Source organism: Desulfosporosinus nitroreducens (assembly GCF_023897015.1).
Lineage (GTDB): Bacteria > Bacillota > Desulfitobacteriia > Desulfitobacteriales > Desulfitobacteriaceae > Desulfosporosinus > Desulfosporosinus nitroreducens.
Genome location: NZ_JAMHFY010000022.1, coordinates 1 through 16460, shown reverse-complemented (window position 1 = coordinate 16460; position 16460 = coordinate 1). Strand labels below are relative to the sequence as shown.

The following is a 16460-nucleotide window of genomic DNA, read 5'->3' as shown; positions in this document are numbered from 1 at the left end:
AGATTTTTTATCGAAATCTTGAAGGGAACTTATTTCTCAATTTAAAAATACGACTTCTCCCAATTTCTAATATTAGTTAAAGAAGAAAGGTTTGAGCGGTATGATTTCAGAAAAAATGCATGAGCAGGTTAAAAACAGTTCTGTAATTCGGGCAATGTTTGAGGAGGGTAAAAGGTTAGCAGGAATTTACGGTGCGGAAAATGTTTTCGATTTTAGCCTTGGAAACCCCAATGTTGAACCGCCTGAAGAAGTGAAGAAGGCAATTTTAGAGATTGTAAATGATAAAAATGATATAGGTATTCATGGATATATGAATAATTCAGGGTATGAAGAAGTTAGGGCAGCGATTGCCAAATCTATCAATGATAAATTTGGTACCACAATTACCCATAACAGTATTCTTATGACCGTCGGCGCAGCAGGCGGGTTAAATGTTATTTTGAAAACCTTACTTAATCCAAAGGATGAGGTAATTACTTTTGCACCATTTTTCGGAGAGTACAGAAACTACGTCAAAAACTTCGATGGTGAATTAATTGCAGTGTCGCCTAATACGATTGATTTCCAACCGAATCTTAAAGAATTCAAGGATAAAATTACCCCTAAAACCAAAGCGGTTATCATCAATTCTCCTAATAATCCAACAGGGGTTATCTATTCGGAAGAAACTATAATCAAGCTTTCTGAAATACTGAGAGAGAAGCAAAAGGAATTTAGCACAGATATATATCTGATTGCCGATGAACCGTATCGAGAGCTTGCTTACGATCAGGCTGAGGTACCATACTTATCGAAATATTATGCAAATACGATCGTCGGATACTCGTACAGCAAATCCCTTTCGCTTCCTGGCGAAAGAATAGGCTATCTGATGATTTCAGATCAAGCTACCGATTTTGAAAATATTATTTCTGCAGCCAATATTGCAAATCGCATTTTAGGTTTTGTTAACGCACCGGCATTATTCCAGCGCGTCATTGTAAAATGTTTGGATGCAAAGGTGGATCTTGAGGCTTATAATAGGAATCGGGAACTTCTTTATAAAGAGCTCTTGTCCTATGGCTACCAATGTATAAAACCTGAAGGTGCATTTTACATGTTTGTCAAATCCCCTATTGAAAACGATGCCGAATTCTGCAGTTTGGCTAATAAGAAAAATATTCTCATAGTTCCTGGGTCTGCATTTGGATGCCCTGGTTATGTCCGAATTGCCTATTGTGTTGCTTATGAAACAATCGTGAAAGCACTGCCCGGCTTTAAGGCATTGATTGAAGAACTAAAATAAGACTGTGGGTCCGGGTGTAAATAAGAGCAAGAAGCTAAACCCTTTAACTGGGTGCTTCTTGCTCTTTTAGGTAAATATCTGGCAAGAAAGACAAGATTGAGAATAACTTCTACTTAGGATAGAGAGGGGATAAATAGGGTGTACATTTCGTGCAGTTCAGAACGAAAAATCTTTGAAATTCCCGATGAAGGGGAAACGATCATCGCAGGGTACTGGAGCTATGAACGGGGTATGTGTTCTCAACCTGTGCTTTTAAAATGGAAGGATGGCAAGGTCAACTCATTGAAGGTTTTAAGTCATTTAGAAAGTCACCCTGAACCGTCGTTGCTATGGAGCTCCTATTTCCTTTTGCCTGGATGGTTAGATGCCCATGTTCATTTAGCTTTAGACAGCCTGGATTTTTATCAGTGCTTAGAAAATTGGGCTCAGCCTCTATTGATCGAGGACAACATTAAAGTGTTTTTACAGCGATATCTGGAGATGGGAATTGTTGCTATTCGCGACGGTGGAGACTTACCAGGATTCTCCTGGGAAGCAAAAAACAAGGTTAATGAAGGATTGTGGTCTGGGCCTAAGGTCATATCAGTTCACGAGGCTGTGGGTCGAGCGGGAATGTATGGCCGTTTTCTTGGTCGGGGCTTTCAAGACCTTAAGGAATGGCAGGAAAAGGAGAGTGACTTCTTCGACCAAGGCATAGACCAACTTAAAGTAATCGTCACAGGATTGATTCGGTTTGATGATTTTTCGAGGGTGGGTCCTAATCAGTGGACGGTAGAAGAATTAAGGGAGATCGTCGAGGCGGCTCATGAACGTCAAATACTTGTCATGGCTCATGCCAGTGGGGAAGAGGGAATCTCATTAGCTGTAGAAGCTGGAGTCGATTCAATTGAACACGGATATTATATGACGACCAAAGATCTTGAGCGGATGAGAGAAAAGAGCATTGCTTGGGTTCCAACGGTGTCACCGATAGGGAATATACTGAAATATCCATCCGATCGTTACTCCCCACATGAAGTTGATACCTTGAAACGTATTCTGGAGGCTCACTTGGCAAAAATCTATGAAGCTTATTGTTTAAAGGTCCGACTGGGTGTTGGCACAGATGCCGGCGCTTATCAAGTGCCTCATGCTGAGAGCTTGTATGATGAGATAGACTGGATGGTTCAGTCTGGAATCCCAAGGCTGGAGGTCTATCGTATGGCAACGCATGAAAATGCTCGGATCTTTGGCAGACCTGAATTGGGAAGGTTAGACGTCGGAACTCCGATGAATCAATTACAGCTTGTGAAGAACATTCAATAGGAGTTTTATATCTATATGTGTCTCGAAGAGATCTTTTGAAACATTACCAGAAGTCCAACGCAAAGCCTATAGATTGAATCAATCTGGAGATTGTCCCCCGCTGTGCTATCGAAAAAAACATTGAGCTTAGATTCTAGATCCTCTTCTGGTTTCTTGTAACAAATAAGTAAGGGAATCTTTGGCAAAGGGTATAATACAAGCGAAATATCGGAGGTAAAACTAGTTTCTACTGGCTTTCCGTTAAAAATATAAATCAAATCTTCAATAAGATCGGGATAGCTATCTATTAGTTGCTTCAAAGGTTTTTCAAACCTTTGTTCGAAAAATGAATTCCATACCGTGTCGCTGCTAAGCTCCCTAAAAGGAACCCATTTTTCAGAAGGATCAATTCCCGCACTTCTAATGATATAGTTCAGTAAAGGCACAATTACCCAAACATTAATATGACAGTCAGATATAACATTGCCCTTAGAATCAACAGTAAAGTCTTTGCCAAGACACTTTACTGTTAACTTATCGCCAGAAAGCTTAGCACCCAGTCGCTTTACTGACCCCGGGAAATCTATTGCGAAAATTTCAACTTGCAACGGTACGAGTACTTGCTTCAGTTGCTTTTCGGCAGTCATTTGTCGGATAATCTTTCCATCAAGTTCTTTGATTGTATTTTTCTCTAGATGTGGACATTCATTGAGACGTTTTTGTCCCTGTATAACAGCAGCAGCAAACGCCAAGCAGGTCGCTACTCCACAAAGTTTGCAATTTGATTTTGGAAGTAACTTGTATATATTTAGCGGATTATCAAGCTTCGACATAGACTAATACTCCTTTCAGCAAATGCACTTAATAATTAAGGGAAAGAAGGATCTTCGGAAAGTTTTAAATATTAAGATTCTATATTTAATCCCGATTTCCTCCATTGTTGCTCATTTCTGTAACAACAATCTCATATGCCTCAATATGGATTACCCTTCAACGGGGAAGGGTTTAAATTAGTGCTGATCTTTTCATGAATGTCAGTCTTTTAAGTATTTCCATAGGGTCTTCCTTCTTTGGAGAGTGTGATATAGAATGTATTATAGAACTTTTAGAAGGAGAGTTATGAATTATGGAGAATTTCTTCGGGGGGTTAGGGTTTCAAGAAATACTAATTGGAGGTTTAGTGATCGCTACCGTCGGCTTCATTCTAAAGAAGTTATTTAAGTTGGCCATTAGCATAGTATTTATTATTGCCCTTGTTTATTATGGATTACCTGTACTGCAGACTGTGATGACTAAATAAAGGAGGGTGTAAATGAACATAATTGGCAATATTATTTGGCTATTATTGGGAGGTATTATTGCTTCAGTTTTATGGTTTTTAGCAGGGGCCTTATTGTGCATAACAATCATTGGTATACCCTTTGGCCTCCAATGTTTCAAGATTTCGTTATTTGTACTATGGCCTTTTGGAAAAGAAATAGAACTAGGACATTTTGGAGCTGGCGGATTAATTTTTAATATCATTTGGCTGATCGTTTTTGGATGGGAGTTTGCCATAGCCCATCTGATTATAGGTGCACTATTTTGTATAACAATTGTTGGTGTACCCTTTGGGCTTCAGCATTTCAAATTTGCTAAACTTGGGCTTATACCTTTCGGGGCAAAAATACGCTAGCATAATGTTACTTTTCAGTGACATATTATACAAAGGCTATACATTTTTCGGAAAGGATGAGTATTTTGATACGCATTGGGGTTATCGGGCAATCAGGGGACATATCTGCTGAGTTGCAACAATTGGCCCAAGAAATGGGCCGGGAAATTGCTCTTAGAGGTGCAATTCTCTTAACGGGTGGTACAAACGGTGTGATGGAGTGTGCTTCTAAAGGAGCCAAAGAGGCTAATGGTCTAGTAGTAGGGATTTTACCAGGAGATACGATGGATAGGGCCAATAAATATATAGACATTCCTATTAATACAGGATTAAGTTTTGATTATCGGAGCTTAATTCTTGTTCATTCTTCGGATGCCTTAATAATGGTGGGTGGAGGTAATGGCACACTGGGGGAATTATCTGCGGCATACCTGAACCTTAAACCTGTCGTAATTCTGGAACCTTCAGGCGGATGGGCTAAAAAAGTGAGGACCATAGCATATGAAGAAGAGTATTTAGATGAAAGAAAAAGCATTAAACTGGATTATGCACAGACGGTTAAAGAGGCCTTGGATTTGGCCTTAAGCCGAATAAAAAAGTAAGATCTCACTGGCATGAGACATTTAAGGTAATGGTTGCCACGGAAATAATATTATTGAGAACAAAGAGACGGTCCAACTGGAATTAGATATAACTTCTTGGAGGGATGTTTAATATGATTCGTAAACTCATTGAAAAAAACCGGACTTATCGCCGATTTTATCAGGACGCAGAGGTAACCCGTGAGACTTTAAAAGACCTCGTTGATCTTGCAAGGCTTTCTTCAACGGGGGGGAATCTTCAGGCGCTAAAGTACATAATATCCCAGACGCCCGAAATTAATAATCGAATTTTTAAAACCTTAAAATGGGCTGGCTACTTTAAGGACTGGGATGGGCCTCAAGAAGGGGAGCAGCCTAGTGCATACGTGGTCGTTCTTCATGATCAAAGTATTAGTAAAGGTATTTTTTGGGACCACGGAATTGCTGTTCAGAGCATATTGTTAGGTGCTGTCGAAAAAGGTTTAGGAGGGTGCCAATTTAATTCGATTGACCGTGTTGCACTAGCTCAAGAATTAGATCTGCCTAGCCATTTTGCTATTTTAACAGTGATTGCCCTGGGTAAACCTAAAGAAGTGGTGGTCATTGACAAGCTAGGAGAATCAGGAGACATAAAGTATTGGAGAGACCAGCAAGGGATACATCATGTGCCCAAACGTGCTCTTGAGGACATAATAATAAACTTATAATCATAAACAAGATGCGATGCACCCCTTTCGCCTCTTGCCAAACTGGGTTGTAAAAAATATTTTGATTGTACATCCTACTTCTTAATATAAGATCCAAGTTCTTGGAGAGACGGTATATAATCCTAGACATAGGAGGAAAAAGAAAATGCTGACATTTTATTGCTTTCCCCAGTGAACGACTTGCCGTAAAGCAGAAGCGGGTCTTCTGCAACAGAATGTTAAGTTTGAATACCGCAATATTGTAAAAAACCCTCTCTCCGTCGAAGAACTGAATGACCTTGCTAAACTTGGGGGTGTTCTCGTTCAGAGTTTGCTGAATAAGAGAAGCAAAACCTACAAGGAACTTGGGAAAGAACTTGAGGACTCTAACGAATTGGCTGTAGCCAATTTTCTGGCTGTAAATCCAAAGGCTATTATCCGCCCCCTAGTTGTACGGAACAACGAACTGGTTATAGGTTTTAAGGCAGAGGAGAAGTATAGTTAAACCCCACAATTCCCCTCCGTTTTGGGGAATTGTGGGGTCTTTTACTGCGAAATGAAGCCCAGATGTTTTTAGTTAGTTGGGTAATGGTATGAGGTGAAAAATGAGTAAAGAAGAGACAGGGAGTCAACTAATCAGTACGAGACAAAGCATACTTGAGGCAGCTAGTAAATTGATTGCCCAGAAAGGTGTCAAAAATACCAGTCTTGCTGATATCTCCAAAGAAGTTGGCATAAGTAAAGGGACGTTATATTACTACTACTCTAATAAGAGTGATATTATTTACGACATTGCAGATATTCATCTTAAAAAAATTACCGAAGAGCTTTTATCGTGGATTGACAATATCGAGCATAACCTTATAGCGGAGGAAGTATTAAGGGTGGTATTCGAAAGAATATCGACGGCTGAAACCAGGGGAAAGTTGCATCTTTATCTTATTAGCGATGCAGTAACGAGCAATGAACCCCTTAATCAACGTTTTAGGGAAAAGTATAAAGAATGGAGAATTGCACTGGAAAATGGTTTAAGAAAGGTGTTAAAAGATAGTTCAGCAGACTATAGAGTATTATCATATATAATATTGGCAGCAATTGACGGATTTACAATTCAGTGCAGGCTTGGTGAGGAAACGATTCCAATTGATGGCATTGCCAAAATATTATCAAAGGCTAAATAATTATTTAACATCTATCGGTCGGTCGGACGACTGATAGATGTTACTGAAAGGAGTAGAGAATGGATTATAACAAAAGTGATCATATTTTTGGATAAGTAACTAAAAGATAAGTAAATTTTAGGTGAAAGCATAAGAATTAGTGGGAGTTCAAACAAGGGCAGGATCTTGAACGAGGGACTAAGGAGACTCAATGTTAAAGAGGGGGAGGGTGATATGTATGTATCAATTGTATTGCAGGATTTATCAATGTGTTTTCAAATGGATTTCTTACTTGTTGCCTTGGCGTATGCCAGAGTTGATAGAGGGAGAAAACAGCTTGAACAAGCTGCCAAAGCTAATTAAAAGTAAGGGTATTGACAGCGTTTTGATAGTAACTGACAAAATGATTGCATCACTGGGACTAATGGATGGATTGCTTAAAGGCTTGAGCAATGAGGGCGTTGACTATCTGGTATATGATCGAACTGTCCAGAACCCAACCATTGATAATATTGAGGAAGCATTACAGATGTACAATGCAAACAATTGCAAAGGTATAGTAGCTTTTGGCGGCGGATCACCAATTGATTGTGCAAAGGGTGTAGGTGCCCGTGCAGCAAGACCGAAAAAGAGCATTCCTCAAATGAAGGGGTTATTTAAGGTTTTGAAAAAAATTCCTCCTCTAGTTGCTATTCCAACAACCTCCGGTACTGGCAGTGAAACCACAATTGCGGCTGTTATTACGGACAGCAGGACCCATGAAAAGTATGCAATCAATGACACTGCTCTAATTCCACAGTATGCAGTGCTTGACCCGGTGCTTACTGTTAATCTGCCGCAACGTATTACCTCGACAACCGGGATTGATGCTTTGACACATGCCGTCGAAGCTTATATCGGCAGAAGTAACACAAAAGCCACAAAACAGTACAGTAGAGATGCAGTAAAGTTGATTTTCGAAAACATTTTTGAAGCATATTCGAACGGCCAAAACCTTGCCGCGCGTAAGAACATGCAAGAAGCCTCATTTTTGGCAGGTCTGGCATTTACACGTGTCGGTGTTGGTTATGTCCATGCGATTGCTCATACGCTTGGTGGATTTTACTCAGTCCCTCACGGATTGGCAAATGCTATCATCCTGCCTTATGTTTTAGAATACTATGGCAAGTCGGCACACAAACCTTTGGCCGAGCTTGCCGATATGGTTGGTTTGAGTGAACCAGGCGATAACAGTGAACAAAAATCATTTAAATTTATTCATGCAATTAAAATGCTCAATAAAAGTATGGGGATTCCCAACAAGGTGAACGGCATTATTGAGAGTGATGTTCCTTTGATGGTAAAACGTGCTTTGGCAGAAAGCAACCCGCTTTATCCTGTGCCAAAGATTATGAATGAAGAGGATATAATGAGAATTTATCTTATTATTAAGGAGTAGGTAATTATGTTTGGTTATGCTGAGAAAATTGCTAAGATAAATCTGAGCAGTGGCAAAGTTGAGGATTATCCCGTGTCTGATAAAGACAGAGAAATGTTTATTGGAGGCAAGACTCTGGCTGCCAAGATTATCTATGATTCTTTCAAGAGCAAGGTGGAAGCATTTTCTGAGGAGAACATTATTGTAATCACCACTTCACCTCTTACCAGTTCAACGTCACCGTGTTCATCCAGGTTTAATGTGTCCACAATTTCCCCTTTAACAGGTCTTTTAGTTTCCTCAAATTGTGGCGGAAGCTTTGGATTACATCTCAGGCGTGCGGGTTATGATGGATTGGTCATTTGCGGAAAAAGTAAGGGAAAGGTATATATTGATATCCGGAATGAAGATATATCCATGAAAAATGCTGAACATTTATGGGGAAAAAATACAAGCGAAGTACAAAATTTGTTGGGTGGAAAAAACATAGGTAAATTCGTCATTGGTATAGCCGGCGAAAACATGGTAAGGTATGCAGCTGTTATCAGCGAAGAGCGGGCTGCGGGGCGTGGGGGAGTTGGCGCTGTATTTGGTTTCAAAAATCTTAAAGGTATTATTGCGAGTGGAACAGAGAACATAAGAATTTACGACAGGGATAATTTTAAAAAGCACAACCTGAATTGGATTAAAAAGCTTAAATCACATCTACTTACTGGGGAACAGTTGCCAAAGCTGGGAACTGCGTCGCTTGTAAGTATGATGAATTTTCGCAATCAACTTGCTACTAAGAATTATTCAAGGGGAAGTTATGAAGATTTTGAGAAGATTAATGGTGAAACATTAAGACAAGATTTTACAATAAAAAATAAGGGCTGTGTTACTTGCCCAATTCAATGTGGCAGGGTGGTCAAAGCCTATGGTAAAAATGTTAAAGGTCCTGAGTTGGAGACGATGGGGTTATTAGGCAGCAATTTGCTTAACAATGATATGCAAAGTATCTTAAACCTCAATCATCTATGCGACGAGTATGGAATTGATACCATTAGTTTTGGGAGCAGCGTTGGTTTTGCAATGGAACTCAATGAAAAAGGCTTATGGAATAATGGCTTGAACTTTGGCGACTGTGCAGGTCTGGAGGAATTAGTTAAAAAAGTTGCAACTCGGCAAGGAATTGGTGATGTATTGGCAGAAGGAACAAGACGTATTGCAGATAAATATGGCGGCAATGACTTTGCGATGAATGTCAAAGGTCTGGAAATTGCCGCCTATGAACCTCGGGCAGCACAGGGGATGGGACTTGGGTATGCAACAGCAAACAGAGGGGGGTGTCACTTAAATGGCGGTTACCTTGTTGTGCTTGAAGGACTGGGGCTGAATGTTAGCGGGAGGATCTCCAAGGGAAAAGCTGCCTATACGATTTTCTTTCAAGATCTCATGGAAGCAGTATCAGCTGGTGGAACGTGTTTATTTACCACTTATTCGTTATTACCACAGGCACTGATAAAAAATCCCAATAAAATTCTTGTGAGGTTTATTAACAAAGTTATACCTTCTTTTGGTTGGTTAGTGGGCTTTTTGCATAACCATTCTTGGTTAATGAGCTTTAACGTAATGGGTATACTGCCGCATCCTTATTCAATTAAATCAGTGACAGGCTTTGAAACAACTATCGGAAGATTTATCAAAACCGGAGAACGGGGTTACAACCTGGAAAGAATTATCAACATTAGACAAGGTTTGAAGAGTAGTGACGATACCCTCCCCAAGAGACTTACAAGTGAACTTCAAAGGGCAGATGACGATGACAGTAAGGTGAAATTGGATGTAATCATTAAAGATTACTACAAAATCAGAGGCTGGGATGAACAGGGTGTGCCAACAAGACGCAGACTGAAAAAGTTAGGTTTGGAAGGCTATAGTATATGATTACTGTTAAGTTTTTCGGGTTGATTTGTGTTGACTGTAATATAAGGCAGCTGATTGTAAAAGAAGGCACAGTAAAGCAGGTGTTAAATCAGGTCATGCAAAGCTGTCCAAATATCTCCGAACAGCGGCTGAGTCAGGCAATTATGTTTGTCAACAAACAACACATCAATGGTAATAAGCGTTTTTCTGTGCTACTCAAGGATGGCGATGAGTTGGCATTACTCAGTCCTTCAAGTGGAGGGTAAAATAATCTGCAAATTTTCAGGACAATAAACAAAACCCCCATTAATGACGTAGTAATGGGGGTCTTGTTTATGAAAAATGAGATTACCCCTATTTTTGGAGTGATTAACTTTCTGGTTCGTGGCTACAACTAAAGTGATTTTCTAGTACTCGTAAAAAATCTGCTGGAAATGGAGCTTCAACTGCAATTTCACGCTCCTCAACCGGGTGTGGGAAGTGTAAAAATGAGGCGTGTAAAGCTTGACCTGTTATGAATGGCGAGCCCTTTCCATACATCCTGTCTCCGATAATTGGATGCCCAACGTGAGTTAAATGAACACGGATTTGATGAGTCCTGCCGGTGGCTAGAGTTAGTTCTAACAGTGAAACTTCAGAAAAGCTCCGAATCGTTTTGTAATGGGTAATGGCTTGGTCCCCTTTGGGATTTACCGCGCGCCGGTTCGGCTTGGTAGGGTGTGAGCCGATTGGGGCATTGATGGTTCCGGTTGGAGGATCCATAAGACCATGAACCACGGCTTGGTAAGTGCGCTTTAGAGTTCCTTCTTTCAGCAAGCCATCTAATAAGGCTTGGGTATGGCTGTCTTTGGCAAATACAACACACCCTGAAGTTTCTCTATCCAGGCGGTGTATTGGACGAACTGTGCAGATTGCTCCCTGCTGTTGATAGTAATGGGCAAGGTAATTGCTTAACGTACCCCGGGAAGTTTGGCCCGCAGGATGTACCAATAGACCAGAGGGCTTATTCAATACTATTAGATAACTATCCTCGTACAAAACTTCAACTGGACCTGACTCCGGTTCAACTCCGTAGGACGAGTCTTCAAGGGACAGTACACGTAAAATATCTCCCGTTTTAATCTTCTTCTGTAAGAAAACGGGCTTTTTGTTAAGCAAAATTCCTTTTAGTCGGGTTAGCTTCTGAATCTTTCTTCCTGAATACTTCTGAACCTGTTTTAGGTAGACCTCAATCGTAAGACCTTGATGCTCCTCATCAATAGGGTATGCATTATATAACTTCATAACGCCAGTTCCAATCTTTGCACTCTTGTCACAACATTTCCTATGTATTTTAATGATATTAAGCTAACACTTAAAGGGAAAAATGCTCCCTCTACACTACCATATTTTCGCCTCATTATCATATAAAAAACCATTACAAACTAAGTTTTTATGAATATGAATACATGGATAGTTAATTTCACTCATGATAGTGGATAGAAGCAAAGCAATGATTTTCTTTGGTTGGTTAATAGGTATGATCTAAATTAAATACAGCTAGGAAACATCATAGTTTCCTAGCTGTATTTCTACTTTAAAGCCTGCTTAGAAGTTTACGCAGGCTCCACTGCCCATTCCGCCCCCAAAGCCGCCTCCAGTGCGTTGACCTGCATTACCTTTTCGTCCCATACCCTGACCTATTCCTTGGCCCTGCCCCAGACCAAATCCAGCTCCCTTGCTTTTTCCTATTGCTGCACTACCTGTTCCGTCGCAGGTGGCTTGATTTGTCTTTAGTGAGTTATAAATTGCGTCCGCTTGTTCCTGAGTAAGGTTGCCGGCTGCTACTCTTTGGTCAAGGATTGCTTTCTTTTGCTCAAGAGTTTGTGCTTTGAACTCTTCTAACTTACCTGCTTCATCTGCTATAGTAGCGTATGTCTTTCCGGTTGCTCTTTCTGCCGTGACCTGTTCGACAGTTTTAGAAGTTAATCCTGCTGTAATTTCTGCAGGCGTCTGACCGATTACTGCTGCAAAAGCAGTTCCTGTCACCCCTAAAAGTCCTACAATTGTGGCGGCTGCAATGTAAGTTTTCATTTTTCTCATGATTGTTTCGCTCCTTTTGATTAGTTAATTTAACCTTATGACTGAATTATAGCCAGGATATGTGTCAAAAGTATGACAAATCAAATCTAGATTAAAAAGAGTTTTGCTTTTCGATATTGCTAAGCTTCCCCTAACCGAGGTGATGGCACCTGCCATAAAGTATGCGGAAGAAGGTTACCCCATTTCTCCGACGGTAGGAAGGAATTGGGAGATCACCTTTGACCGATATGTTCATGAGCTTAAAGGCGAGCAGTTTGAGAACTGGTTTCGAACGTTTGCTCCTCAAGGGCGTGCTCCAAAAATTGGGGAGCTCTGGAGGTTTGCGGATCAGGCCCAAACGCTACAATCGATTGCTGAAACAAAGGCTCAATCGTTTTACAATGGAGACATAGCTGATAAGATCGTTCATTTTTCTCAACGTTACGACGGTTTTCTGAGGAAAGTTGATTTAGATACTTACAAGCCTGAATGGGTAAACCCGATCTCCGTAAATTATCGTGGCTATGAGGTATGGGAGATTCCTCCTAACGGACATGGATTAGTCGCGTTGATGGCTTTAAATATTTTAAAAGGGTTTGATTTTGAGATGAAAGAGTGTGCAAATTCCTATCATCTTCAAATTGAGGCCCTAAAGTTGGCATTTGCTGACGGGAAGAAATACATAGCCGATCCATCTCAGATGTCATTAAATATTGAAGGTCTTCTTTCGGAAGGATATGCTGCGGATCGCCGAAAGCTTATTGGAGAAAGAGCTCTTCAGCCCGAACCTGGAAACCCGCCGAAAGGGGGGGACGGTTTATTTGGCAACAGCAGATGGGGAGGGAAACATGGTTTCGTTTATTCAAAGCAACTATGATGGATTCGGTTCAGGATTGGTCGTCCCAGAGACGGGGATTAGCCTTCACAATCGCGGGAATAATTTTTCCCTGGATCCCAACCACGCTAATTGTCTTCAACCGGGTAAAAGGCCTTACCATACTATCATTCCTGGATTCTTAACTAAAGATAGCCTTCCAGTTGGCCCCTTCGGAGTTATGGGAGCATTTATGCAACCTCAAGGACATGTTCAGGTTGTCATGAACACTCTCGATTATCATATGAATCCTCAAGCAAGCCTTGATGCACCTTGTTGGCAATGGATTAATGGGAAAACCATCGAGATTGAACACTCTTTCCCAGAGCATATTGCTCAGGAACTTGTCCGCAGGGGACATGACATAAAATGGTCGATGGATACATCCAGTTTTGGACGCGGTCAAATCATCTGGAGAACCGCGGATGGGATGTTAGCCGGAGGCACAGAGCCAAGAGCGGATGGGCATATTGCCATGTGGTAATTAGCGGAGGTTTTAGTGACTCCTAGATAAAAGCATCTAGGAGTTTTATTTTTTCCTTATGACAAATCGGTAATACAAAATGTATGATATAATTGACAAAAAGATAAGAATGTATTACTATTATACTTGAGGTGTTGGAATGAGCAAAAATTTGAAGTTGAAATCTTCAAGAGCGGCTAAAGACATGTCACAAAAAGATCTGGCAGATGCCACGGGAGTAACTCGGCAGACCATTAATGCCATTGAAAAAGGGGATTATAATCCATCTATTAAGTTGTGCGTTTCTATCTGCAAAGTATTAGGGAAAACCCTCGATCAACTATTTTGGGAGGAAGATGAAGATGAGTAGAACTAACTTAGATGAAATGCAAGTTCAAAAACGAAACATGGTCGGGAATCAAGCGTTTATGTTACTCTTTTACCTTCTTTTGATTGACATTGGGCTCAGTGGGTTTGGTTTCCGCTGGCTGCAGTATCCCATGAATGTTTTCGTTATTATGCTAGGGTGTATGACTTATTATTTGACTCGAATTATATGGAATAATTCCTACGTTGGACCTAGACCTAAAAATAGAAATGAAAATGTAGGTGGAAAAATTGCCCTTGGTATTGGGGTGGCAGCATTCGTGGCTGGAACAGTTGCTTATCTCAACATGGATTCTTTGAAAAAACCAATTTCCACTGGGGATAATAGTGGGATGATTTTATTTGTGTTTTCAATCGTATTATTTATTGTATTAGGGATTGTTAGCTTACTCACTAAGTGGCAAGCTAGAAACGATGAATAATTAACCAGCGACAAATCATCAATGCTTAGAGGGCAAAGGTGTTGATGAAAACTTTAGCATAAAGGTTTGAGAAGTTTTTTTGAAGGAACCTTATTTAGGGGTGGATAAGATTTAACCCCTGGATATGTGGTTTATACCCTAATGCCGAGAACAGGCACAGATTATGTATGGAAAAATGTTTTACCTGCAATACTAGGGTTAATGTTTGATTGGAGGTATGTTTCATGGGAGACAAAAGTCCTAGGAACAAGGAGAAAATGAAGAAGAAGTCTGAGAAGAAAGTTACTCCTCCAGTATCTTAGTTCAATCTTGAAAATTCATAGGTAATTATACTTCTCTAGATGACTTCGGTATTAAGCCGGGGTCTATTTTTTTGTAACTTACAACTTTGATAAACAAATATTATAAGTGTTTAGAGAGTTTTAGTTTCCGGACATAGATTTTGAAAAGAGTCATTATGTGAAAAAGCTTTTATAATCTCCAGTATTTGCTATAATAGTGTGCTAGAAGCATTTCGTTTGCAACCTAGAAATGGGTATCGTAAACAGGTGCTTATAAAGATAGTGGTTAGTGTTAAATAAAACTCTTGGAGGTTTTGGTATGTCGGATGAACAACTACTTGGATCATCGATCACTGAAATAGTTAAAAAAAGAATTTCTGTCCGGACTTATTTAGAGCAACCATTAAAGCCCGAGATTCAAGATACGTTGCGTGGATTTTTTTCAACTTCCAGGGGTCCATTTGGAGGAAATGTAAGATTTGAGCTCATCGAAAGTGATCTTGCTCGTAAAGAATCGAGCGTAAAGCTAGGGACTTATGGGGTGATAAAAGGTGCATCGACCTATGTTGTTGCCGTGGTCGAAAAGGCCGACAGAAATTTAGAGGATTTTGGATATTCCTTTGAGAAGGTTGTTTTATATGCTACATCCTTAGGGTTGGGCACTTGTTGGCTTGGAGGTACTTTTAAGAAAAGTGAATTTGCTAAAGCGATTGAGCAAAAAGATCATGAGATTTTGCCTTGTATCTCGCCGATTGGTTATCCAAGCAACAGAAAGAGTTTGATCGATTCTGCTATGAGATTTACGGCCGGATCAAAAAACAGAAAAGGATGGGGCGAGCTTTTCTTCAATAGTGATTTTGGGCATCATTTGTCTAAGTCGGCGGCCGGGAAATACGAAACCCCTCTGGAAATGCTTCGACTTGCACCCTCAGCTTCCAATAAGCAACCGTGGAGGATTGTGAAGGATACTAATAAGAGTCATTTCTTTCTCCAACACACTAAGGGCTATGCTAAATTTATGGCTCATGATTTGCAAAGAGTTGATATGGGGATTGCCATGTGTCATTTTGAACTGACTGCCAAAGAACAAGGAATCAGTGGAAAATGGCAGATCAGTGATATAGGAAGCATCAGTACACCACCAGATACCGAGTATTTGGTGAGTTGGGTCGAAGGCATTTAATCTATTATTATTCTATATAATGTGAAGGATGAGGTCTATTGAACGCAGGGTCATGGATTGCGATCTACTTGCCATTGTTCATAATATTTTTTATCATTTTGCCACAGCAACGTGCGGTGAATAAGGCGGTACTGTTAAAAATCAGGAAGAGGAAAGGTGTAGCTATAATGACTAACGAGCTCATCAAAAAATACATTGGCAAGAAATGTCTGATATCTACAGGGACTTTTGGCACTACTGTCAAGGGAATAATAATAGGTGTCAATGAAAATTGGCTTGAAGTAGAAACGAAAAAAGGTAACGAACTTATTAATGCGGAATTTATTCAGAGTATAAAAATGATATAAATTCAAATGCTATAATATAGTACGGTATCCAAACCCCTTGAAATGAAAAGACTTACAAATTGGGTTTTTTAATCTTGAAACACCATATTAACGGCACGTAAGTATCTTGATATTATAATAAACCTTGCTCCATTGAGGTGAATGTTTGAGAGCAATAGGATTAAAATAGTCGTTGACAGCATATCTTGAAAAATGGTATTATAACTGGGTGCCTCAAACGCACTTGGTAAATCAGAAAGGCAAGAGTTACTACTCTATGCATCTGACTCAAGGTTAAGAAATTAGCTATTGACAACGCAAGTTGGAAATGCTAAGATACAACTCCGGCCTAAACAGCCAAAGAAAATGATGGTCTTTGAAAACTAAACAACAAGGACAGCCAATGAGAGAAATTCGAAAGAGTTTCAAAAGAAATCATGAGCGAATCATCTTCTTCATTGAAGTGACATAACTTTTTTTGGAGAGTTTGA

The 16460-nt window shown here is 40.1% G+C and carries 18 protein-coding genes and 2 pseudogenes; 17 read left to right on the top strand and 3 right to left on the bottom strand.

Annotated elements, in window-relative coordinates; genetic code table 11:
• Nucleotides 1-100 precede the first annotated feature (100 nt).
• Both M8E35_RS19605 and M8E35_RS19600 read left to right on the top strand, forming a co-directional pair.
• Complete coding sequence (locus M8E35_RS19605) at nucleotides 101-1285, top strand: pyridoxal phosphate-dependent aminotransferase (protein WP_252471629.1); 1185 nt, start codon at nucleotides 101-103, stop codon at nucleotides 1283-1285.
• A 138-nt stretch (nucleotides 1286-1423) separates the two neighbouring features.
• Nucleotides 1424-2590: an amidohydrolase family protein gene (locus M8E35_RS19600; protein WP_252471507.1), complete on the top strand. Its 1167-nt coding sequence runs from the start codon at nucleotides 1424-1426 to the stop codon at nucleotides 2588-2590.
• Nucleotides 2591-2601: 11 nt separating this feature from the next.
• Here the strand turns inward: M8E35_RS19600 and M8E35_RS19595 are convergent, their stop codons facing one another.
• Nucleotides 2602-3402 (bottom strand): DUF3786 domain-containing protein, encoded by an 801-nt coding sequence (locus tag M8E35_RS19595; RefSeq protein WP_252471505.1) that lies wholly within the window; start codon nucleotides 3400-3402, stop codon nucleotides 2602-2604.
• A gap of 293 nt (nucleotides 3403-3695) precedes the next feature.
• On the opposite strand from M8E35_RS19595, the gene M8E35_RS19590 reads away from it, so the two are divergent.
• From M8E35_RS19590 to M8E35_RS19550, 10 genes and pseudogenes are all read left to right on the top strand, one after another.
• Nucleotides 3696-3869, top strand: a complete 174-nt coding sequence (locus M8E35_RS19590; protein ID WP_200797963.1) for a hypothetical protein — start codon at nucleotides 3696-3698, stop codon at nucleotides 3867-3869.
• A gap of 12 nt (nucleotides 3870-3881) precedes the next feature.
• The gene (locus tag M8E35_RS19585; RefSeq protein WP_252471503.1) at nucleotides 3882-4244 is read left to right on the top strand and encodes a YccF domain-containing protein; all 363 of its coding nucleotides are present in this window, start codon (nucleotides 3882-3884) and stop codon (nucleotides 4242-4244) included.
• A 56-nt stretch (nucleotides 4245-4300) separates the two neighbouring features.
• Complete coding sequence (locus M8E35_RS19580) at nucleotides 4301-4825, top strand: TIGR00725 family protein (RefSeq protein WP_242947629.1); 525 nt, start codon at nucleotides 4301-4303, stop codon at nucleotides 4823-4825.
• A gap of 113 nt (nucleotides 4826-4938) precedes the next feature.
• Complete coding sequence (locus tag M8E35_RS19575; RefSeq protein ID WP_252471501.1) at nucleotides 4939-5511, top strand: nitroreductase family protein; 573 nt, start codon at nucleotides 4939-4941, stop codon at nucleotides 5509-5511.
• Nucleotides 5512-5698: 187 nt separating this feature from the next.
• Nucleotides 5699-5995 (top strand): annotated as a pseudogene (locus M8E35_RS19570) (arsenate reductase family protein); the annotation flags it as partial.
• Nucleotides 5996-6095: 100 nt separating this feature from the next.
• Nucleotides 6096-6671: a TetR/AcrR family transcriptional regulator gene (locus M8E35_RS19565; RefSeq protein WP_252471498.1), complete on the top strand. Its 576-nt coding sequence runs from the start codon at nucleotides 6096-6098 to the stop codon at nucleotides 6669-6671.
• Between the two features lie 213 nt (nucleotides 6672-6884).
• A complete protein-coding gene (locus tag M8E35_RS26575) occupies nucleotides 6885-7013 on the top strand; it encodes a hypothetical protein (protein ID WP_289710931.1) in 129 nt (42 codons plus the stop codon).
• The gene (locus M8E35_RS19560) at nucleotides 6988-8088 is read left to right on the top strand and encodes an iron-containing alcohol dehydrogenase (protein WP_252471496.1); all 1101 of its coding nucleotides are present in this window, start codon (nucleotides 6988-6990) and stop codon (nucleotides 8086-8088) included. The genes M8E35_RS26575 and M8E35_RS19560 overlap by 26 nt, the downstream gene beginning before the upstream one ends.
• A gap of 6 nt (nucleotides 8089-8094) precedes the next feature.
• Nucleotides 8095-9993, top strand: coding sequence for an aldehyde ferredoxin oxidoreductase family protein (locus M8E35_RS19555; RefSeq protein WP_252471494.1), 1899 nt, complete (start codon nucleotides 8095-8097; stop codon nucleotides 9991-9993).
• Nucleotides 9990-10238, top strand: a complete 249-nt coding sequence (locus M8E35_RS19550; RefSeq protein ID WP_252471492.1) for a MoaD/ThiS family protein — start codon at nucleotides 9990-9992, stop codon at nucleotides 10236-10238. Before M8E35_RS19555 ends, M8E35_RS19550 begins: the two co-directional genes overlap by 4 nt.
• A 103-nt stretch (nucleotides 10239-10341) precedes the next feature.
• On the opposite strand, the gene M8E35_RS19545 is transcribed toward M8E35_RS19550, so the two are convergent.
• Nucleotides 10342-11256 carry an RluA family pseudouridine synthase gene (locus tag M8E35_RS19545; RefSeq protein WP_252471490.1) on the bottom strand — a complete coding sequence of 305 codons (915 nt, stop codon included), beginning with the start codon at nucleotides 11254-11256 and terminating at the stop codon, nucleotides 10342-10344.
• Nucleotides 11257-11559: 303 nt separating this feature from the next.
• A complete protein-coding gene (locus M8E35_RS19540; RefSeq protein ID WP_252471488.1) occupies nucleotides 11560-12054 on the bottom strand; it encodes a DUF2680 domain-containing protein in 495 nt (164 codons plus the stop codon).
• Nucleotides 12055-12175: 121 nt separating this feature from the next.
• Between M8E35_RS19540 and M8E35_RS19535 the strand changes: the two are divergent.
• The 5 genes and pseudogenes from M8E35_RS19535 to M8E35_RS19515 all read left to right on the top strand — a co-directional run.
• Nucleotides 12176-13391: pseudogene (locus tag M8E35_RS19535) on the top strand (gamma-glutamyltransferase family protein); the annotation flags it as partial.
• A gap of 139 nt (nucleotides 13392-13530) precedes the next feature.
• Nucleotides 13531-13740: a helix-turn-helix transcriptional regulator gene (locus tag M8E35_RS19530; protein ID WP_073031967.1), complete on the top strand. Its 210-nt coding sequence runs from the start codon at nucleotides 13531-13533 to the stop codon at nucleotides 13738-13740.
• Complete coding sequence (locus M8E35_RS19525; protein WP_252471486.1) at nucleotides 13733-14179, top strand: DUF6773 family protein; 447 nt, start codon at nucleotides 13733-13735, stop codon at nucleotides 14177-14179. Before M8E35_RS19530 ends, M8E35_RS19525 begins: the two co-directional genes overlap by 8 nt.
• Before the next feature lie 600 nt (nucleotides 14180-14779).
• Entirely contained in the window at nucleotides 14780-15643 is an 864-nt protein-coding gene (locus M8E35_RS19520) for a nitroreductase family protein (RefSeq protein ID WP_252471484.1), read from the top strand.
• A 38-nt stretch (nucleotides 15644-15681) separates the two neighbouring features.
• On the top strand, nucleotides 15682-15990 hold the full coding sequence (locus M8E35_RS19515) for a DUF6897 domain-containing protein (protein WP_252471482.1): 309 nt from the start codon (nucleotides 15682-15684) through the stop codon (nucleotides 15988-15990).
• The last annotated feature ends 470 nt before the right edge of the window (nucleotides 15991-16460 follow it).

What these genes read in the sequence shown, in the direction of transcription:
- M8E35_RS19605 (WP_252471629.1), top strand. Translation starts at nt 101, where the DNA reads ATGATTTCAGAAAAAATGCATGAGCAGGTTAAAAACAGTTCTGTAATT.
- M8E35_RS19595 (WP_252471505.1), bottom strand. Translation starts at nt 3,402, where the DNA reads ATGTCGAAGCTTGATAATCCGCTAAATATATACAAGTTACTTCCAAAA.
- M8E35_RS19590 (WP_200797963.1), top strand. Translation starts at nt 3,696, where the DNA reads ATGGAGAATTTCTTCGGGGGGTTAGGGTTTCAAGAAATACTAATTGGA.
- M8E35_RS19585 (WP_252471503.1), top strand. Translation starts at nt 3,882, where the DNA reads ATGAACATAATTGGCAATATTATTTGGCTATTATTGGGAGGTATTATT.
- M8E35_RS19580 (WP_242947629.1), top strand. Translation starts at nt 4,301, where the DNA reads ATGAGTATTTTGATACGCATTGGGGTTATCGGGCAATCAGGGGACATA.
- M8E35_RS19575 (WP_252471501.1), top strand. Translation starts at nt 4,939, where the DNA reads ATGATTCGTAAACTCATTGAAAAAAACCGGACTTATCGCCGATTTTAT.
- M8E35_RS19565 (WP_252471498.1), top strand. Translation starts at nt 6,096, where the DNA reads ATGAGTAAAGAAGAGACAGGGAGTCAACTAATCAGTACGAGACAAAGC.
- M8E35_RS26575 (WP_289710931.1), top strand. Translation starts at nt 6,885, where the DNA reads ATGTATGTATCAATTGTATTGCAGGATTTATCAATGTGTTTTCAAATG.
- M8E35_RS19555 (WP_252471494.1), top strand. Translation starts at nt 8,095, where the DNA reads ATGTTTGGTTATGCTGAGAAAATTGCTAAGATAAATCTGAGCAGTGGC.
- M8E35_RS19550 (WP_252471492.1), top strand. Translation starts at nt 9,990, where the DNA reads ATGATTACTGTTAAGTTTTTCGGGTTGATTTGTGTTGACTGTAATATA.
- M8E35_RS19545 (WP_252471490.1), bottom strand. Translation starts at nt 11,256, where the DNA reads ATGAAGTTATATAATGCATACCCTATTGATGAGGAGCATCAAGGTCTT.
- M8E35_RS19540 (WP_252471488.1), bottom strand. Translation starts at nt 12,054, where the DNA reads ATGAGAAAAATGAAAACTTACATTGCAGCCGCCACAATTGTAGGACTT.
- M8E35_RS19530 (WP_073031967.1), top strand. Translation starts at nt 13,531, where the DNA reads ATGAGCAAAAATTTGAAGTTGAAATCTTCAAGAGCGGCTAAAGACATG.
- M8E35_RS19525 (WP_252471486.1), top strand. Translation starts at nt 13,733, where the DNA reads ATGAGTAGAACTAACTTAGATGAAATGCAAGTTCAAAAACGAAACATG.
- M8E35_RS19520 (WP_252471484.1), top strand. Translation starts at nt 14,780, where the DNA reads ATGTCGGATGAACAACTACTTGGATCATCGATCACTGAAATAGTTAAA.